This window comes from Ponticaulis sp. (assembly GCF_029210165.1).
Classification (GTDB): Bacteria; Pseudomonadota; Alphaproteobacteria; order Caulobacterales; family Hyphomonadaceae; genus Ponticaulis.
On record NZ_JARGNT010000001.1, the window covers coordinates 589698 to 607116 of the forward strand.

Consider the following 17419-nt stretch of genomic DNA (forward strand, 5'->3'; position numbering starts at 1 on the left):
CTGAAGGTCGGGCGTTTTGCGTTCTAACCAATCAACGCTTCCAGAGGTTCGCCGCGGACAAGTCGCGGCAGTCCCGGCTTGTCCGCACTGGCCTGCGCGGCAAGGGCACGGCGCAGCGGGCCGACTGTGCTGCCAACTGAAAGCGCTAACCGCTTGAACGGAGAGAGCAGCGCGCTCGAATTTGAGAATGTGCGATTAATGCCATCCATGGCGAGCGCTGTGGCCACGCCATCAAACCGGCGCCAGCGCTGATAGGTCTCAAGCTGCGCGCCATCTGAAAGCGCAAGACCTGCACGGCGGCTCTCAACGAGAATTTCCACCAGCGCCGCAATATCTTTAAGGCCGAGGTTAAAGCCCTGCCCGGCGAGCGGATTCACGCGGCGTACCGCATCACCAACCAGCGCAACGCGCGGCGCAATCAGCTTTTCAGCCAGGCGCAGACGTAGCGGATAGGCCAGCGGATCACGCAACACTTTCATCGGGCCAGCCAGATCACCAAAGCGCTGATTGATTTCAGCCTCAAGGTCAGCTTGCGAGAGCTTGGCTGTGGCGATACCCGCCTTCTCTTTACGGAACCAGGCGAGGTTTCCGCGATTCTCCGTCAGCGGCAGAATGGCGAACGGACCTTCATCCTGAAACCATTGGCGCGCCGCACCATGATGCGGCCAGTCAAGCTGCACCGTCGCCGCGACAACAGCCTGCTCATAGCTCCAGCCGAGTGTCTTGATGCCGGAAAATTCGCGAATGGCGCTACCGACGCCGTCTGCCCCGATTACGAGGTCGGCTGTAATCGTCTTGCCCGAGTCGAGCGTCACAGCAGCGCCGCTATCGCCAACATCAAGACCGGTGACCGTTTCAGGCGCGTATTGGGTGATCGCGGTGCAGGCATTTACCCGATCGCGGATCGCCTGATTGAGAAGATCGACTTCAATCATATAACCGAGCGGCTCACCTTCGGTGACACCATCGGGCAGGTCTTCTACGCCGAACATGCTTGCCGCAGGCGGCAAAAGCCCATTGCGATCATGGGCTTCCATCGACAGAAGTGGCTCGGCTTTATTAACTAAATTGCCGCCAACACCCGCTGCATCGAGAACGCGCCAGCCACCGCGCACAATTGCGAAAGCGCGGCTATCAGGCGTAAATGGCAGCGTCGGATCGCGCGTATCGACAAGGGCGACTTCAAAGCCAAGCTCGGAAAGAAGAACCGCCAGAACGCCGCCGCTTGAGCCACCCCCAACAATGAGAATCTGCGATCTAGTGTGCTGTGAAGCTGGCATTTATCTCTCCTGATACCGGAAATCGATAATAGCTTACTGCGATTTCCCGACAAGCGGTGCAACGCTTTTGGGCGATTCAGTCGCAGGGTGCTCAGAACGTGACCAGTTTGTTCGTAACCCGTTTCAGATGCTCCATGGCGCTTAGAAGAAACGAGCCGTTTTGCAAGATTGGCCCCCGAGCAAGCGGGGCAAAACCGCTTCTCCTGATTAACGATTGGGGAAAACAATGAAAGAAACAGTTTGGAAATGGACGGCCCGTTCTGCGGGCGCTGCCATTCTGAGCGGACTAGCGCTGACGGGTTCAGCCTTCGCTCAGGAAGCCAGTGAAGTCTCGGCATACGTTGATAACTCTTACCTCTTCCTGATTTCAGGCATGGTCGTCATGTTCATGGCAGCCGGTTTCTGTATGCTGGAAGTTGGTCTCGTTCGCAGCAAGAACGCCGCTACTCAGTCCGTAAAAAACATCATGATCTACTCTGTAGCGGGTATCATGGTTTACCTCGTAGGCTACCACCTGATTTACCCTGCTGGCGACTGGATGATCCCAGGCGTTCTGGCTGGTTTCAATGTCTGGTCTGAAGGCGACCGCGAAGCTATGGACGGCGCTGGTTATGCGCTTGCGTCTGACTGGTACTTCCAAATGGTATTCGTAGCGACTGCTGCGTCTGTTGTTTCTGGTACAGTTGCAGAACGCGTGAAGCTTCTTCCATTCATGATCTTCACAGCAGTTCTCACTGGCTTCATCTACCCGATCCAGGCTTCCTGGCAGTGGGGCGGCGGCTGGTTGTCTGAGCTTGGTTTCTCTGACTTTGCTGGTTCTACGCTCGTACACTCTACAGGCGGCTGGGCAGCTCTCGTCGGTGCAATCATCCTCGGCCCACGTGCTGGTAAATATGTTGATGGCAAAGTTAACCCAATGCCAGGTTCCAACATCCCGCTCGCAGCTCTTGGTACATTCATCCTCTGGCTCGGCTGGTTCGGCTTCAACGGCGGCTCTCAGCTCGCTGCTGGCACAGCTGCAGACATCAACGCTGTTTCTATCATCTTCGCGAACACAAACCTCGCTGCGGCTGGTGGTGTTGTAGCGGCGGCAATCCTGACACCTATCTTCTTCAAGAAGATGGACCCGACAATCGTCATGAACGGTGCGATCGGTGGTCTGGTTGCGATCACAGCTGAACCACTGGCTCCAGCTCTGTGGGAATCAATCCTCATCGGTGCAGTTGGCGGCGCGATCATCGTGTTCTTCGTACCACTGCTCGACAAACTGAAAATCGACGACGTTGTTGGCGCGATCCCAGCTCACCTCGTTGCAGGTATCTTCGGTACACTCGTTGTAGCTTGGAACGGTGGTGACATCGTTGCTCAGGCGACCGGCGTAGTTGCTATCGGTGCATTCGTCATCGTGACATCTGCAGTGACATGGCTCCTCCTCAAATTCACGATCGGCATCCGCTGCTCTGAAGAAGAAGAGATGGAAGGCATCGACAAAGTCGAACTCGGTCTCGAAGCTTACCCGGAATTCTCCAAGTAAGTTTGACCTGATCCTTATGAAGAACCCCGGTCCGAAAGGCCCGGGGTTTTTTATTGCCTAAGCTTGATCAAACTGGCCTCACGCTACACTCTTCCAGGCGGGGCATTCATGAAGGGGACATCATGGCTGATAAAGCACTCTCACCAGATACACAGGCTGAATTTGATGCCCTGCTGACCGAGTACATCGAGAAGGGATTTACCGTTCTCTCGAATGAGGACGCCTTTATCAAACTGACGGGTAAGAACCCTGTAAACCCGTTTGCGGTTCTGTTCTGGATACTCGTACCAATCATGGGCTGGATCATAATTGCTATTATGGCGCTCAAAGCCTTCCATGGTGGCTATATCGTCCAGATTCAGAAGCCTGATGCTAACGAAGTCAGGCCAGAATCTGCCGACGGAGGCTGAGAACTGCAGTTATTAACGAAAAATCTCGCAGTTTGGCCCATTTTTCTGCCATATGTTTCCTGACCATTAAGCAAGAGACCGGCATTCTCAGAGCGACACCTAACGTTTTTCGCCTCTGAGATTTGCCAGAATGACAAATTCAAACACTGCTGCTGCCATGTCAGACACAACATCACAGATGTCAGGTGAACCAATCTGGCGCATCCTTACCGGCTTCGGAATCTTCGCGCTGGGCGTCTTTCTGTGCGGCGCGGTCGGCTATTATGACCCGCAGGACCCGAGCCTGAATGCAGCAACCGGCAATGATGTCAGCAATCTCTTCGGCATGACAGGCGCTGTCGTGGCAGACCTGGCCAACCAGATCCTTGGTTGGGGCGGTATGCTTGGCGCATTCCTCGTATTCGCAGCGGGCCTCAAGCGTATGCTGTTGATCGGCAAGCCGTCTGCGTCCAATTGGGGGCTCGGCTTCCTCAGCGTTCTCGCGGCGAGCACTTGTCTTGCCTCCTGGCCTATCCCGAACAGCTGGGTTCTGGCGACCTCGCTTGGCGGCATGACGGGCGACTTCCTGTTTGGTCTGGCGCGCCTGCCGTTTGCGGCACTGCGCGTGCCTTATCCTGATGTCGTCGCAGGGGTCGCAGCAGCTATTCTCTCCTTCTTCCTGCTGACCCGTGCAGCTAATCTGGAAAACCGAGACCTCACGCGTCTCTCGCGCCTGTTCTTCCGCAATGTCGGCAAGCTGCTTGCCCTGCTGCTTTTGCCGCTTGGCCCGGTCGGGCGCTGGATCAGCCGCAACATGGTCGCGGGCGTGGAAAAGCTCAAATCATCCGTCTCAGGACTGGTAGGGGGTCTGTTCAACCGTGAACGCGACGACTACCCCTATGTGCGCGGTGCGATCACGCCCGATGCAGACGATAATTACGGCTATTTTGATTACTCAAAATCCCAGCGCGAAGCTGAACAAGCCGAAGCGCCGAGAGAAGCTGACACCAAGCCTGAAACAAAAGCACAGCCGGAAGCCCCGCGCACGCAGCGCCGCCAACGCCGCGAAGCGCCGAAAGCGCCGCGCGTGAACAAGGCTGGCCTGCCTTCGCTTGATCTTCTGGTGACGCCGCCCGCCCGTACAGGCACCGTCGACGAACACCTGCTGTTAGAACGCGCAGAACACCTGATGCGCATTCTGAACGAGTTCGGCGTCAAGGGCCGCATCACGCAGGTCCGTCCCGGTCCTGTTGTTACCCTGTTCGAGCTGGAACCTGCACCGGGCGTGAAATCCTCACGCGTTATTGCGCTCGCCGACGACGTTGCCCGCTCCATGAGCGCGATCAGCGCACGTATCGCTGTTGTGCCAGGCAAGAACGCCATCGGTATCGAGCTGCCTAATAAATCCCGCGAGACGGTGTATCTGCGCACGCTTCTGGAAAGCCCGAGCTTTAATGACGGCAAGCAGAACCTGCCTATGGCTCTCGGTGAGGATATTGGCGGCGAACCGGTTTGCGCCGACCTTGCGAAAATGCCTCACCTTCTCATCGCGGGTACAACAGGTTCAGGTAAGTCGGTTGGTATCAACGCGATGATCCTTTCGCTCATGTACAAGCTGCCACCTGAGAAGTGCCGCTTCATCATGGTCGACCCGAAAATGCTCGAGCTCTCGATCTATGAAGGCATTCCGCACCTTCTCTCGCCTGTCGTGATTGACCCGAAAAAGGCCGTCACCGCGCTTAAATGGGCGGTTCGCGAGATGGAAAGCCGCTATGAGATGATGTCCAAAGCGGGCGTGCGGAACCTTGCGGGCTTCAACGAGAAGGTCGAAGAGCTGAAACGCACAGGCGGTCGCCTCACGAAAGAAGTCCAGACCGGCTTTGAGGCCGATACAGGCCGCCCCGTCTATGAGACTGAGGAAATCCCGCTCGAGCAGGTACCGAACATCGTTATCGTGATCGACGAGATGGCCGACCTGATGATGGTGGCCGGTAAAGAGATCGAAGCTTGTATCCAGCGCCTCGCCCAGATGGCGCGTGCGGCAGGCATCCACCTCATCACAGCGACGCAGCGCCCGTCCGTTGACGTAATCACCGGTACTATCAAGGCGAACTTCCCGACCCGTATTTCCTACATGGTGTCGTCCAAGATCGACTCGCGCACCATTCTGAACGAACAGGGCGCCGAGCAGCTTCTCGGTATGGGTGACCTTCTCTACATGGCGTCCGGCGGCAAGATTAAGCGTCTGCACGGTCCGTTCGTGTCCGACGAAGAAGTGGGCCAGATCGTCGAATTTCTGAAGTCCACTGGCGAGCCAGACTACCAGACCGACATTACCGAAGAGCCCGACGAAGATCCGTTCGGCGGCGGTGGTGGCGGCGGCTCTCCTGTCATGGACGCGATGCTGGGCGGCAATGAAGAGGCAGACCTTCTCCAGCAAGCGATCCAGATAGTCGTTCGCGACAAGCGCGCGTCAACCTCGTATGTCCAGCGCCGCCTGAAGATCGGCTATAACCGGGCCGCATCGCTGATCGAGCAGATGGAAGATATGGGCGTCATTTCTGCGCCGAACCATGCAGGCAAGCGGGAAATCCTGCGCAAAGCTCCCGGCGAAGAAGACTAACAAAAAGCCCCGGACATCCGGGGCTTTTCTATTATGGGCTAGTCGATCCGTATCGCCACACGGGTTCCGCGGCGCTCATGAGCGCGGTCATACCGGTCATAGCAGAAGGTCGATTCATAGCGCACACGATCGCCATGCTGCCAGCCATACTGGAACCGCGTATGGCAGTCATAGCCGCCATAATACGGGTCGTAATGATATGCGCGGTGGGTATGCCCCGCCTGATACCAGTGACCTGACGTATAGCCGTTATAGGTGAAGCTATAGCTGGACTGGCGGCGCGGTTCAGGCGCGCGGCCAACTTGTACGCCGACACGAGCATCGGTGTTCACGCCAAGGCCCAGAAGCTGGGCAGACGCCTGCGGCGCGGAGAACATCGCGCCCGCTGAAATAAGTGCGACGCAGACGGCTTTAGTAAGTTTATTCTGTTTCATCATGATCGCCTCCTTTTGGCTTCTCATGATGGACTGACGGATGGGCGACAGATTTATTCCCGCCCCGCTGTTTTTTTCAGCCATCGCAGATCAGATGGAACGGAAAAGCGGGCCGGGCATTGCATCACCTCGCGAGCAGTACGCGACTGCCGCACATAGAATTTTGCTGAACGTCAGGCAACGAATCTAGGCAGCGCGCCCAAATTAAGCCCTATTGTGGTGAAGGGCGTATTCTAGATAAGACACCTGACAAGTAATGGAGTGCCAGATGTTCAATTTTGCGAACTGGATCCTTTCAGGTGCCGTTCTGACGTCGCCTTTCATGGCGTTGGACACCGCGCAGGTGGAAACGCCTGTCGTAGAGACTGAAACCGCAGCAAGCGCTGAGGTGGCTCCGGCTGAAGTCGCGCCAGTGGAGGCCTTCAACCGGACAGAAGCGCTTGCGCGCGCGAACGCCTCTCTCAACGCGATTGATACCGCGCGTGGGCAGTTCTCTCAGCTCGACCCGAACAATCATTTCTCGACCGGTACATTCTATCTGAACCGTCCAGGCCGTCTGCGCTTTGAATACGATGCGCCTGTGCCTCTGCTTATCGTGTCAGATGGTACAACGCTCGCGATTGAAGACACCGATCTGGAAACAGTAGACCGCGTGCCGCTGGTCTCTACCCCGCTGAACCTCATTCTGCGCCGGAATACAGATCTCGCAGAGCACGCTGATATCATTTCGATCGAGCGCAAAGCCGGTTATGTCGCCATCCGTGTCGCGGATAAATCCGGCGAAGCCGAAGGCGAGCTGGAGCTGTTCTTCGACCCTGAAGACTATACGCTGGCCCGTTGGGAAGCGATCGACATGATGGGCGGCATCACAACTGTTCAGCTGAATGACATTGAGCTGGGTGTATCCGTTGACCCGCGCCTCTTCCGGATTGAAGACCCTGAAGACGAGGATGACCGTCGCCGCTAACTCCGGAAGATGGCTCAACCACCAGAATCAAAAAAGCCGCTCTGATCGAGCGGCTTTTCTTTATTTCTTGGAGAGCTTGGAAAGCTGGGCCTGCATTTCCGCCATCTGGCGCTGCAGGGCATCAATCGTATCCGCCTCTTCATCCTTGTCCGCGCGCTGCGCCTTTTTCGGCGGCGCTTCATCCTCGGCCTCTGGCCGCGAACGGGCCGGCGTTCCAGCCGTGAACAGGTTCATAGAGCGCTCGAACATTTCGAAATTGCGACGCGCCTGCTCTTCAAACAAACCCATCGGGTTTGGGCCGACAGACCCACCGGCCATCATATCGCGCCAGCGTTCCTGATTCTTCGTGAAGTTGTTCATCGCCATGTCGAGATAGGTCGGCAGCGCAGAAGACACGCTGTCACCATAGAAGCGGATGACCTGGCGCAGGAAGTTTAGCGGCAGCGCATTGCCGCCCTTATTTTCCTGTTCGAAAATGATCTGCGCCAGAACCGATCGTGTCAGGTCTTCGCCTGACTTCGCGTCCTGAACGACAAAATCCTTACCTTCGCGAACCAGCGTGCTCAGATGTTCCAGCGTCACATAAGAGCTGGACGATGTGTCATAGAGACGACGGTTCGCATATTTTTTGATGATGATCACGTCGTTGAGACCTGATGTATCAGCCATCGATTTACCTTCCCTCACCTTGGGGCGGAATAAATTCCGTTGGGCAATGCACGCCCATTATACGTTTCCTACCACAGACTCTTTAAACCAGAGTTTCGCGTTTGCAGCAAAAAACCACTCAAACGGGGCGTATGGCAAGGATAAATATCGCATTATACATATTAGGAATAGCTGAAATTCGCACATGCCACACCGTTGACAACCCCGACTTTCCTCGGTCTTTGCTTACTTAGGCGAGACATTTAGTCCTAATTCTAAAACCAGTCTGGTCGGTCTAAGAATATGCTGCAGCCGCTTACAGACCCGAAAAGGGCATAGGGGTTCAGGATATAGTTCAGCTCGGGGAGAATAGCATGAGCAAAGTAGCAGTCGTAACGGGTGGCACCCGTGGTATTGGTCGTTCAATCAGCGAACGCCTCGTCAAAGACGGATACAAGGTCGCTGCGACCTATGCCGGTAATGACGAAGCAGCGCAGGCCTGCGCAAAGGAAATCGGCGTTTCCGTTTTCAAGTTTGACGTTGGCGATTTTGATGCCTGTGCAGAAGGCATCGCAAAAATCGAAGCAGAAGTCGGCCCTGTCGAAGTTCTGGTCAACAATGCCGGCATCACGTGGGATGCGCCATTCCATAAAATGTCCAAGGAAGCCTGGCAGAAAGTCATCAATGTTGACCTCGATTCCGCGTTCAACATGACGCGCAATGTTTGGGAAGGCATGCGTGACCGCGGCTTTGGTCGCGTGATCAACATTTCTTCCATCAACGGTCAGAAAGGCCAGTTCACGCAGGCAAACTATTCTGCCGCAAAAGCAGGTCTGATCGGCTTCACCAAAGCTCTGGCGTATGAAGGCGCGAAAAAAGGCATCACGTCTAACGTCGTCGCACCGGGCTATATCGACACGGAAATGCTGCAGGCTGTGAAGCCTGAGATTCTGCAGGGTATTATTGCGACAATTCCAAACGGCCGCCTCGGCAAGCCGGAAGAGATTGCAAGCATGGTCGCATACCTTGCGAGCGAAGAAGCAGCCTTCATCAATGGCGCGACCATGACGGTCAACGGCGCGCAATACATTGCCGGTTAAGCCCTCTTAAAGGGAAAACACGGTTTTATTACAGGCGGTAATGGGATGGTCAGATAGACGCCCCATTGCCGCCTTTTTTGTTAGTCATAACATCAGCATGAACACATCCCTCACCAGCAAACTCAAAACAGGACTTTTTTGTCTCGCCGCTGCCACAAGCAGCGCGATGGCGATGCCGGCGTTTGCGCAGGATGCGTCAGACGAGGTGAGCTTCCCGCATCTGTTTGCAGGTAACCCGATCTTCCGGGATGGCCTGACCGGGTTTCAGACGCTGGACGGGCGTGGCTTCAGCATGGAACGTCAGGGAAATGTCACCCTATTTCATATGAGCGGACAGACAGAGGTCTGGGCCTTGGAATCCGTTCCCGGCCCGCGCGGTGATGAGTTCCTGAAAAATGATAATGGCCGCGTGTTTGTACGCCTCACCGATCTGGGCGGCGTGATTCTGTATCTGCCATCGAATCCGCATGGCATGCCCGTGGACCCGATTGTGGAGCCAGAGCCAATCCCCGAGCCGCAATACATCGATAATCTGGAAGACAGCCTTCTTCTGTATCTGTCGCTGCGTGCCGGGCACCGGATGAATGTTTCCATCGAAGATATCGACGATAGCCGTGAACGCTGGCTGCATGATGCTGCGCGTATCGCAGCCGAAACACTGGTCGGCACACCAGAAGAAACCAGCGCGCTCAGCACGCTACGCATTGTCAGCGGTGAACGCGCCGACGTGAACATGACGGGTGATGGTGAGCTGACTGTTTTCGTGAACCCTGACGACGAGTTTCAAGGTCGTCCGTCCTCGGACAGCCTGACCGTTTTCATCAAACAGCGGATTGCGAGCTAAGGCTTAGCGCCCTTCAAAATCGGCGACGCGTGCGCGGTATTCGGCCATACGCTCGTCGAGGTTTTCACCCAGCTCTTTTAAAAACTCCCAGGTAAACAAGCCGGAATCATGGCCATCATCGAAGATGATACGGATTGCGTAATGGCCCACAGGTTCTGCACGAACGACACCGACATTCTGCTTGCGGCGCACAGGCGGTGGACGCTCGCCGCCATGGCCCTGCACCTCGGCAGACGGGCTTTCTACGCGCAATAGCTCGAACGGAATGGCGAGCGGCTCACCGCTCTCATATTCTAGTACCAGCTGTTTGGATTCTTTCTGAAAACGTAGCTTTTTCGGCGCCATTAGTCTGTGACTTCAGACGGGTCCAGCTCGCGGGCTTCATCTGCCAGCATGATCGGTACACCGTCACGGATCGGGTAAGCCACGCCCGCCTTTTGAGATACCAGCTCAGACGCTTCCGGGTCATAAATCAGCGGACCGCGCGAAATCGGGCACACCAGAACTTCAAGAAGTTTCGGGTCGAGACCATCAGTGTTCAGTTCTGCCATTTCGGGGCTCCATTACCGGATGCGTCGGTTCTGAATAATGCTATCAGACATTCCATCCGGGCTTTCAAGTCTCGCGCTTCAAGCAACGCCTGCTTCTCGATCGGCGCAAACGGGCAGCCCATAGCCAGCGCATTCACCAGCGCATCGAGCGGGGCATCTTCTACCGATGTGCGGTCAACAGAGAGATCATTACGCGCGAGATATTCATCCATCTCCGCGATGAAAAGCTCGAGCGGCTCAACTGCCAAAGAGCGATCCGGCTGCAGGTCTTTTTCGTAGACGTCCCAGCTCACTTCCGCAGTCCGGTAAGGCAGCTCCAGAGGCGGCTCCTGAACCACTTCAAAACGAGACACACCGCGAAGCGTAATGAGATAGCGCCCATCTTCGGTTTCCGAGTGAGAGACAATCTCGCCGAGCGTGCCGACAGCCGCGATTTCGGGGTGATGCTTTGGACCGCCACCCAGCGCCTGAACCATGCCGATCAAACGGTCACCCGCCATAACGTCATCAATCATATTGAGATAGCGTGGCTCGAAAATGTTCAGCGGCAGCAGGCCGCCGGGGAACAGTAATGCCCCCGGCAGCGGGAACACCGCTATCGTGTCTGGCAGATCACCTATGGTTTCAAACCGGCGCCGGGTCATATCGCCCCCTCATTCAAGGCATTGCTCTTCATGAGGGGCGACAGATAGGTCATGATTATGAGAAGACCAGCGCTGAGAGGCGACGACGGCCTTTCTTGGTGACGTCAGCCTTCGGACCGGCAGCCTCGAATAGCTTGAGGAGCAATTCCTTGGCTTTGCCATCTTCCCAGGCGAGATCCTTCTCCAGAATCATGAAGATCGTATCGCTGGCCTGCTCATGGCGGTTAGCTGCAATTTCAGCTTCTGCAAGCTCATAGCGAAGCTGGAAGTTGTCCGGCTCGGCGTCAGCCTTACCGCGCAACTCCGCAAGCTCTTCGCTCTTGGTTGGCGTCGACATGAGGTCGAGCGCCGTCTGAACGCCTTTTACATCGGGATGCGAACGCTCGTCCTCTGTCACCATTTCCAGTACCTGACGCGCTCGGTCATAGTCTTCGTTTGCGAGGTAACAGCGCGCCAGACCTGCAATCGCAGGAATGTGAGACTGATCAGCCTGCAAGATTTGAGAATAAAGCTGCGCTGCACCACCGACGTCGCCGTTCTGGAACATTTGCGCTGCCTGCTCAGCCGCTTCTTCAAGCTGCTGTGCGCCCGAGGTATTCGACATGAGGCGGTCAACAAACTGCTGCACCTGTGCTTCAGGCTGCGCACCCATGAACGCATCAACCGGACGGCCATCAACAAAACCGAAAACAGCAGGGATAGACCGCACACCCAGTTGGGTAGCGACGCCCTGGTTCTCATCCATATTGATTTTAACGAGCTTTACCTTGCCGCCCGCACCGTTCACTACGCGCTCGATAGTCGGGGTCAGCTGTTTACAAGGTCCGCACCATGGCGCCCAGAAGTCTACCAGAACGACCGCATCCTTGGATGCTTCGACAACGTCCTGCATGAAGGTCTGGTCTGTGCCTTCCTTGATCACGTCAGGGGTAGCCCCTTGAGTGCTGAAATCCATATTTCTCTCCGTCGGTCCGCGTGGCAGACAATGTTTCCTCTCAGATGGGATGTCTCATGCGCAGTGCAAGCATGTCATCAGCCCCTTCTGTGCTGAATTTTGCGTCAGCTAACAGCCGAAAGACACTATCGGCAATACCTGACCCCCAATACATGATAAACACTCTGCGGCGTCTGACAGGGGGATATACGAAATGGCACTTGAGCTGCGCCCTAACTGCGAAGGTTGCGACAAGGATCTACCGCCGGATGCGATAGATGCCTGCATCTGCACTTACGAATGCACGTTCTGCGCGGACTGCGTGGAAAACCTTCTTCACAATGTGTGCCCGAATTGCGGCGGCGGCTTCATGCCTCGTCCGATACGGCCTAAAACAGCGTGGCGCGAACGTGTGTCCCTGTCTCATCAGCCTGCATCGACCAAACGCCGTGCACTAAAATATGACATGTCAGATATTAAGGCGCACATTGACCGGATCAAAAACATTCCGCCGGAAGAGCGCTAGTCGAGACCGGAGAAGTCCACCACGTCGCAGCTATGCCCCGTATGGGCGAGGAAACGATCAAAGTCCGCGCGCGAGATTGCCGTTGTCATGTCATTCCGCAGCGGATGGAGGTTCATCGGATCGCTGTCTGAGAGCGTTTTCTCAAGGATGAAACGCACGTGATGGCCCGTATCGTTTGCGAGCGCGAACGCCGTCACACTCCCCGGCTGAACGCCAAGATGTTCCACCATCAGTTCAGGCGACGCAAATGAAAGGCGCCCCGTTCCGATAACGTTATGAAGGCGGTTCAGCTTTAATTTCGTCTGGGCTTCGGCAGAGATCAGCACCAGCTGGCGAGCCTTGTCTTTCATGAACAAATTCTTCGAGTGTCCTCCCGGCATGCTCGCCTTCAGTTCGCGCCCCTCTTCGACCGTAAAGGTCGGTTCATGCTGGTAGGTGCGAACCGGAATATCCAGCGTTTCGAACAATCGAAACAAGTCATCAGACGTCATTGCCATGGGAGCCCCTTGCGTCGCTACGCACCTTCCTGTTCAACTCATCAGGATATGTAATGGCAAGTCCAGAGGGCCTGATGCAACTCGATTGTTACCGGATTTATGACACAGCACCGAAAATCATTCCCGGCCGTTCGCGCCGCGAATGGATGGACGCTTTTGTAGACCGTCACCCGTATCGCTGCCTGCCTCTGACAATGGCGAATTCTACGGGCTGGGAAATCCTCTGCCCGATTGATCTGGAGATTGAGTGGAATGGCGGCGAGATGGAAGATGCCATCACCTTCCGCAGCTCTGCCGGTCCGCAAGCCATCGCCTCGTTCGCAGCAAGTCACTTCCGTCGCGGCATCGTGACCATGCACACGGGCCATTTATTCCGGACGCCTCCGGGCTGGGGGCTGTGGTGCAATGGTGCGCCGAACTGGCCGAAAGACGGCATAATGCCTCTGTCCGGCCTCGTTGAAACCGACTGGCTGCCTTTCCCATTCACGATGAACTGGCAGATGACGCGCCCGGGCGTAGTGCGTTTTGAAAAGGATGAACCGTTCTGCTTCTTCACGCTGATGGAGCATGAAAAGCTGGAAGAGATTACGCCGCAGCTGCGCCAGCTTGATGATAATGAAGAGCTGAAAGCCGAATTCAAGGCATGGTCTGAAAGCCGCGCTGACTTCAACAAACGCCTTGAAGAAGGCGAAGAAGGCGCTCTGCGCGATAAATGGCAACGCCATTATATGCGCGGAACGAAAACGAGCGGCCAGAAGGTGGAAAGCCACAAAACCAAGCGCCAGCTTCAGGCCCCGGTTGAGGCAAAAGACAAGGCTTGATCCGTGCTGCGGCCTTCCTTCTCATCGTTTTAAGCCTTGCGTCGTGCTCGGCTGACGACCCGTCATCGAATTGGGCACATGGACAAACAGGAACCGTCTCACGCGTTATCGACGGCGACTCTTTCGTATTAGATGACGGGCTCGTCGTGCGCCTCGTCAGCATAGAGGCGCCATCCTTCGGCTATCGCGGCGACGAGGACGATCCGCATGCGGAAGAGTCAAAACGTGCTTTGGAAAGACTGGTTCTGGGACGACGGGTTGAGTTGTTCTATCCAGGCCTCACGCAGGATCGATATGAACGCGCACTGGCGCAGGTCTATGGCTTCAATGAAGCCGGCAGTCGGTTCTGGGTCAACGAGGAAATGGCGAGTTCGGGCAATGCCTGGGTCAGGCTCTATCCGGACACTTCGGCAGGGAGTGATGTGCTCTGGAATTCAGAAGCCGATGCGCGCGCAAACAGCATTGGCCTTTGGGGTGATGCCTCACCAGAAAGCTCGGTGATCGATGCAGAAAGCGCCGATGGCGACTTTGTAATCCTGACAGGCCGTTTACTGGACGGCACGGAATATGAAACCGACTGCGTGCACCGGCTCGTCGGGTCAGACATCTCAGTGCGTTACCGCGCGCTCGCCGGATGCGACGTCATTCCGGAAGGCGAAGTAGAGATCCGAGGTTGGGCCAGAAACGGAACAGTCAGCGCTGGATATCACGCCAACATCCGCCCCCTGCCCGAGACTTAAATCTGATCTGGCAGAAGCCCTGACTCTTCTGGATTGCCCGCGATATCGATCAGGATTTTCTTCAGCTTACCCATCGCCGCCTGTTCGATCTGGCGAACGCGCTCCTTAGAGACACCAAGCTCGTGACCCAGCGCTTCGAGCGTGACGTTCTCTTCCGTGAGCCGGCGACGCATGATGATGAATTTCTCACGCTCATTCAGATGCTCAAGCGCCTGGCTGATCCAGCCCGACCGTTTCGCATCATCATGTTGACTCATATAAGATTGCTCAGGCGTAGCGCCCTCATCTGGCAGAAGATCCTGAAACTCCGCGCCAGTGTCATCAGCTACAGGCACATTGAGCGACCGGTCCGACGAGAAAAGCCGCGCTGACATTCGTTCGACGTCGCGCTCCGGCACGCCGAGCTCTTTAGCGATATAGGCTTTGACCTCCGGAGACGGGCTCGCATCCTGCACATCATCGATCTTCGCGCGCAGGCGCTTCAGATTAAAGAAGAGAGATTTCTGTGCGGCAGTTGTCCCGGTACGGACGATCGACCAGTTGCGCAGAACATAGTCCTGGATCGCAGCGCGGATCCACCATGTCGCGTAGGTCGAAAAACGAACATCACGCTCAGGGTCAAAACGGGCAGCAGCCTGCATCAGGCCGATATTCCCTTCCTGAATGAGATCATTCAGTGGAAGGCCGTAATTTCGGAATCGATTCGCAATGGAGATTACGAGGCGCACATAAGCCATAGTCAGCTCATGCAGTGCTTCTTCATCTTCCTCTTCACGCCAACGGCGTGCGAGTTCTCGTTCGTGCCCCTGCTCAAGCAGCGGCGCATCCATTGCGGTTTTGACAAACTTCCGGTCAGCACCCGGGTTTGACACGTCGCTAACGGCCATGCGTATCTCCTGTGCTACAAAGAGATACGCAGCGTGGCCGTTATCGGATCAAAAACTTGAGAAAGTTAGGCTGCTTTTTTAGCAAGAGAAGAGGTGAGACGCTCAATCGCTTCGTCACGTTCAATGTTTTCTACAGCAGCAAGCTCGCGAGCCATACGGTCCAGAGCGGATTCGTAAAGCTGACGTTCTGAGTAAGATTGCTCAGGCTGGTCTTCAGCGCGGTGAAGGTCACGGACGACTTCCGCGATAGAGATCAGATCACCAGAGTTGATCTTCGCTTCGTATTCCTGAGCGCGGCGGCTCCACATGGTGCGCTTGATGCGTGCACGACCTGTAAGCGTGTGCAGCGCATCGTCAACGAGTTTAGAACCCGCAAGAGCGCGCATGCCGGACGCAACTGCACGCGCAGTTGGAACGCGAAGGATCATTTTGTCCTGGTCGAAAGCAACGACATAAACTTCAAGATCGATTCCAGCGACAGACTCTTTTTCGACGCCGGTGATGATGCCTACACCGTGAGCTGGATACACGACGTGCTGGCCGACTTCGAAACCTGATTTTTTATCTTGAGCCCGTTTTGCCATTTTTTGTTTTACCTCTCAACGCAAACAAATCGACGCTCAATAACTCTCCGTGCTAATCAAAAACACAGGATTAGCAGAAATTAACCATTGGTTAAGAATTATGAGCGCGGGAACGCCTTATAACACACTATTGCTTATAAGAATAGTGCCCTGTCACACTTGTTTCACGTAAGGCATAACTAGGCTTAAGAAGTTATCAGCGGTCTGCCTAACTTCCAGCCCCTGGCTTTTCAGAGAAATACTTCTCAAATTTACCTTTTTCTTCGGCAAACTGGTCACGATCCACAGGTGGCGTGCCCATGACTGTAATATTCGGCCAGACTTCAGCGAATTTAGAGTTGACCTTCAGCCACTTGCCATCCGGCTCGTCTTCCGTATCCGGAACAATAGCTTCTACCGGGCACTCAGGCTCGCAGACGCCGCAATCGATACACTCGTCCGGATGAATTACGAGGAAGTTTTCACCCTCGTAAAAACAGTCCACCGGACACACTTCGACACAATCCATGTATTTGCATTTAATACAGGCATCCGTGACGATATAAGTCATTCAATCATTCTCCGACCAGTTTCGGCGATCACATGCGGCGCGAATAGCAGAAAGTCAATTAAGCTAAGCTAAAGACTGCTGTTCAGCGCGTTTTCTGGCCTCTGCCCGATCACGATCTTCAATGTGAAGCAAGGAGGCGACATGACGCACAAACGCGTCTTCAAACGGGCATTTCTCGCCATCGGCCAGCGTCACATAGTAGAGCCCTTCAATGAAGGCGATGCGATTGGCTTCCGGCAGGGTTTTGACCAGCGTCGTATACTGGTGCGCGCCCGTCGCATGTTCAGCAACATCCTCAGCTTCGTTCAGAATGGTCGAAGCCTCATCCGTTGAGATGTCGAAAGTCTTCGTCAGAACCTCAACAATGCGCGTGCTTTCAATGTCAGCATAAATGCCGTCAGAGAGCGCTGTCTCGACGAGAAGCGCTGCAGCCGCAACTTTCGGATCGTCTGTACGACCCGCTTCGATTTCCTGAGGCTCTTCAGAGCCGAAGATAGATTTCAACCAGTTCATCATGGCAGTATTCCTGAGTTCCCCGTGAGACCGGACCGTGTTTGCCCGGCGACGTCAAGCCTTAACCCTCACTCTCCTCGCTCACGCTTTCATAAAAGCCCTGAGCTTCGGCAGCAGGCCCACGCCGGAGCGGCAGACCAAGCACACGTACAGTCAGCACCTGACCGCGCGCCCTGAATGTGAGGATATCGCCTTCACACACGGTTGCGCCGGGTTTCTGTGATTTGCGGATCATACCCGTACGATCGATCCGAACACCCTTTTGCGACACAGCTTTGGCGGCATCGGCGCGCATTTTGAAAAAGCGCGCCCGCCACAGCCATATATCAAGGCGTTGTTCGGTTTCAGCCAAG

22 protein-coding genes are annotated in these 17419 nt (G+C 55.4%); 9 read left to right on the forward strand and 13 right to left on the reverse strand.

Annotated features, from left to right (window positions below; genetic code table 11):
- Positions 1-23: 23 nt before the first annotated feature.
- Positions 24-1280, reverse strand: a complete 1257-nt coding sequence (locus P1U45_RS02935; RefSeq protein ID WP_301057424.1) for an FAD-dependent monooxygenase — start codon at positions 1278-1280, stop codon at positions 24-26.
- 226 nt (positions 1281-1506) lie between these two features.
- Between P1U45_RS02935 and P1U45_RS02940 the strand changes: the two genes are divergently transcribed.
- From P1U45_RS02940 to P1U45_RS02950, 3 genes are all read left to right on the forward strand, one after another.
- Positions 1507-2814, forward strand: a complete 1308-nt coding sequence (locus P1U45_RS02940) for an ammonium transporter (RefSeq protein ID WP_293616106.1) — start codon at positions 1507-1509, stop codon at positions 2812-2814.
- Positions 2815-2936: 122 nt separating this feature from the next.
- Positions 2937-3224, forward strand: a complete 288-nt coding sequence (locus P1U45_RS02945) for a hypothetical protein (RefSeq protein ID WP_301057425.1) — start codon at positions 2937-2939, stop codon at positions 3222-3224.
- 130 nt (positions 3225-3354) lie between these two features.
- Positions 3355-5826, forward strand: coding sequence for a DNA translocase FtsK 4TM domain-containing protein (locus tag P1U45_RS02950; RefSeq protein ID WP_301057426.1), 2472 nt, complete (start codon positions 3355-3357; stop codon positions 5824-5826).
- A 38-nt stretch (positions 5827-5864) separates the two neighbouring features.
- Here P1U45_RS02950 and P1U45_RS02955 read toward each other — a convergent pair whose 3' ends face one another.
- Positions 5865-6263 carry a hypothetical protein gene (locus tag P1U45_RS02955; RefSeq protein WP_301057427.1) on the reverse strand — a complete coding sequence of 133 codons (399 nt, stop codon included), beginning with the start codon at positions 6261-6263 and terminating at the stop codon, positions 5865-5867.
- A gap of 265 nt (positions 6264-6528) precedes the next feature.
- On the opposite strand from P1U45_RS02955, the gene P1U45_RS02960 reads away from it, so the two are divergent.
- Complete coding sequence (locus P1U45_RS02960) at positions 6529-7227, forward strand: outer membrane lipoprotein carrier protein LolA (RefSeq protein WP_293616109.1); 699 nt, start codon at positions 6529-6531, stop codon at positions 7225-7227.
- A gap of 60 nt (positions 7228-7287) precedes the next feature.
- On the opposite strand, the gene phaR is transcribed toward P1U45_RS02960, so the two are convergent.
- Complete coding sequence (gene phaR, locus P1U45_RS02965; protein ID WP_293607635.1) at positions 7288-7896, reverse strand: polyhydroxyalkanoate synthesis repressor PhaR; 609 nt, start codon at positions 7894-7896, stop codon at positions 7288-7290.
- 353 nt (positions 7897-8249) lie between these two features.
- Here phaR and phbB point away from each other — a divergent pair, with 353 nt between their 5' ends.
- Both phbB and P1U45_RS02975 read left to right on the forward strand, forming a co-directional pair.
- Positions 8250-8975 (forward strand): acetoacetyl-CoA reductase, encoded by a 726-nt coding sequence (gene phbB / locus P1U45_RS02970; protein WP_293607634.1) that lies wholly within the window; start codon positions 8250-8252, stop codon positions 8973-8975.
- Positions 8976-9072: 97 nt separating this feature from the next.
- Positions 9073-9819: a DUF4908 domain-containing protein gene (locus P1U45_RS02975; protein WP_301057428.1), complete on the forward strand. Its 747-nt coding sequence runs from the start codon at positions 9073-9075 to the stop codon at positions 9817-9819.
- Positions 9820-9822: 3 nt separating this feature from the next.
- Here the strand turns inward: P1U45_RS02975 and P1U45_RS02980 are convergent, their stop codons facing one another.
- The 4 genes from P1U45_RS02980 to trxA are packed head-to-tail and all read right to left on the reverse strand — an operon-like array spanning position 9823 to position 11969.
- Entirely contained in the window at positions 9823-10164 is a 342-nt protein-coding gene (locus P1U45_RS02980) for a gamma-butyrobetaine hydroxylase-like domain-containing protein (protein WP_301057429.1), read from the reverse strand.
- Entirely contained in the window at positions 10164-10370 is a 207-nt protein-coding gene (locus P1U45_RS02985) for a Trm112 family protein (protein WP_022693453.1), read from the reverse strand. The genes P1U45_RS02980 and P1U45_RS02985 overlap by 1 nt, the downstream gene beginning before the upstream one ends.
- Positions 10358-11014, reverse strand: a complete 657-nt coding sequence (locus P1U45_RS02990) for an LON peptidase substrate-binding domain-containing protein (RefSeq protein ID WP_301057430.1) — start codon at positions 11012-11014, stop codon at positions 10358-10360. The genes P1U45_RS02985 and P1U45_RS02990 overlap by 13 nt, the downstream gene beginning before the upstream one ends.
- 55 nt (positions 11015-11069) lie before the next feature.
- On the reverse strand, positions 11070-11969 hold the full coding sequence (trxA, locus tag P1U45_RS02995; RefSeq protein ID WP_301057431.1) for a thioredoxin: 900 nt from the start codon (positions 11967-11969) through the stop codon (positions 11070-11072).
- Positions 11970-12162: 193 nt separating this feature from the next.
- Here trxA and P1U45_RS03000 point away from each other — a divergent pair, with 193 nt between their 5' ends.
- Positions 12163-12474 (forward strand): DUF1272 domain-containing protein, encoded by a 312-nt coding sequence (locus P1U45_RS03000; protein WP_301057432.1) that lies wholly within the window; start codon positions 12163-12165, stop codon positions 12472-12474.
- On the opposite strand, the gene P1U45_RS03005 is transcribed toward P1U45_RS03000, so the two are convergent.
- Entirely contained in the window at positions 12471-12971 is a 501-nt protein-coding gene (locus tag P1U45_RS03005) for a prolyl-tRNA synthetase associated domain-containing protein (RefSeq protein WP_301057433.1), read from the reverse strand. The two genes, P1U45_RS03000 and P1U45_RS03005, sit on opposite strands and share 4 nt — an antisense overlap.
- 74 nt (positions 12972-13045) lie before the next feature.
- Here P1U45_RS03005 and P1U45_RS03010 point away from each other — a divergent pair, with 74 nt between their 5' ends.
- Together P1U45_RS03010 and P1U45_RS03015 are read left to right on the forward strand one after the other, a co-directional pair.
- A complete protein-coding gene (locus P1U45_RS03010; RefSeq protein ID WP_363258440.1) occupies positions 13046-13792 on the forward strand; it encodes a DUF6065 family protein in 747 nt (248 codons plus the stop codon).
- Positions 13789-14532, forward strand: a complete 744-nt coding sequence (locus P1U45_RS03015; protein WP_301057434.1) for a thermonuclease family protein — start codon at positions 13789-13791, stop codon at positions 14530-14532. The genes P1U45_RS03010 and P1U45_RS03015 overlap by 4 nt, the downstream gene beginning before the upstream one ends.
- Here the strand turns inward: P1U45_RS03015 and P1U45_RS03020 are convergent.
- The 5 genes from P1U45_RS03020 to P1U45_RS03040 form a co-directional block, all read right to left on the reverse strand.
- A complete protein-coding gene (locus tag P1U45_RS03020) occupies positions 14529-15419 on the reverse strand; it encodes an RNA polymerase factor sigma-32 (RefSeq protein ID WP_301057435.1) in 891 nt (296 codons plus the stop codon). The genes P1U45_RS03015 and P1U45_RS03020 overlap by 4 nt on opposite strands.
- Before the next feature lie 65 nt (positions 15420-15484).
- Positions 15485-16003, reverse strand: a complete 519-nt coding sequence (locus tag P1U45_RS03025) for a CarD family transcriptional regulator (RefSeq protein WP_293607624.1) — start codon at positions 16001-16003, stop codon at positions 15485-15487.
- Positions 16004-16211: 208 nt separating this feature from the next.
- On the reverse strand, positions 16212-16553 hold the full coding sequence (fdxA, locus tag P1U45_RS03030) for a ferredoxin FdxA (RefSeq protein WP_301057436.1): 342 nt from the start codon (positions 16551-16553) through the stop codon (positions 16212-16214).
- A gap of 63 nt (positions 16554-16616) precedes the next feature.
- Positions 16617-17069, reverse strand: a complete 453-nt coding sequence (locus P1U45_RS03035; protein WP_301057437.1) for a TerB family tellurite resistance protein — start codon at positions 17067-17069, stop codon at positions 16617-16619.
- A 58-nt stretch (positions 17070-17127) separates the two neighbouring features.
- Complete coding sequence (locus P1U45_RS03040; protein WP_022693464.1) at positions 17128-17418, reverse strand: S4 domain-containing protein; 291 nt, start codon at positions 17416-17418, stop codon at positions 17128-17130.
- Position 17419 lies beyond the last annotated feature (1 nt).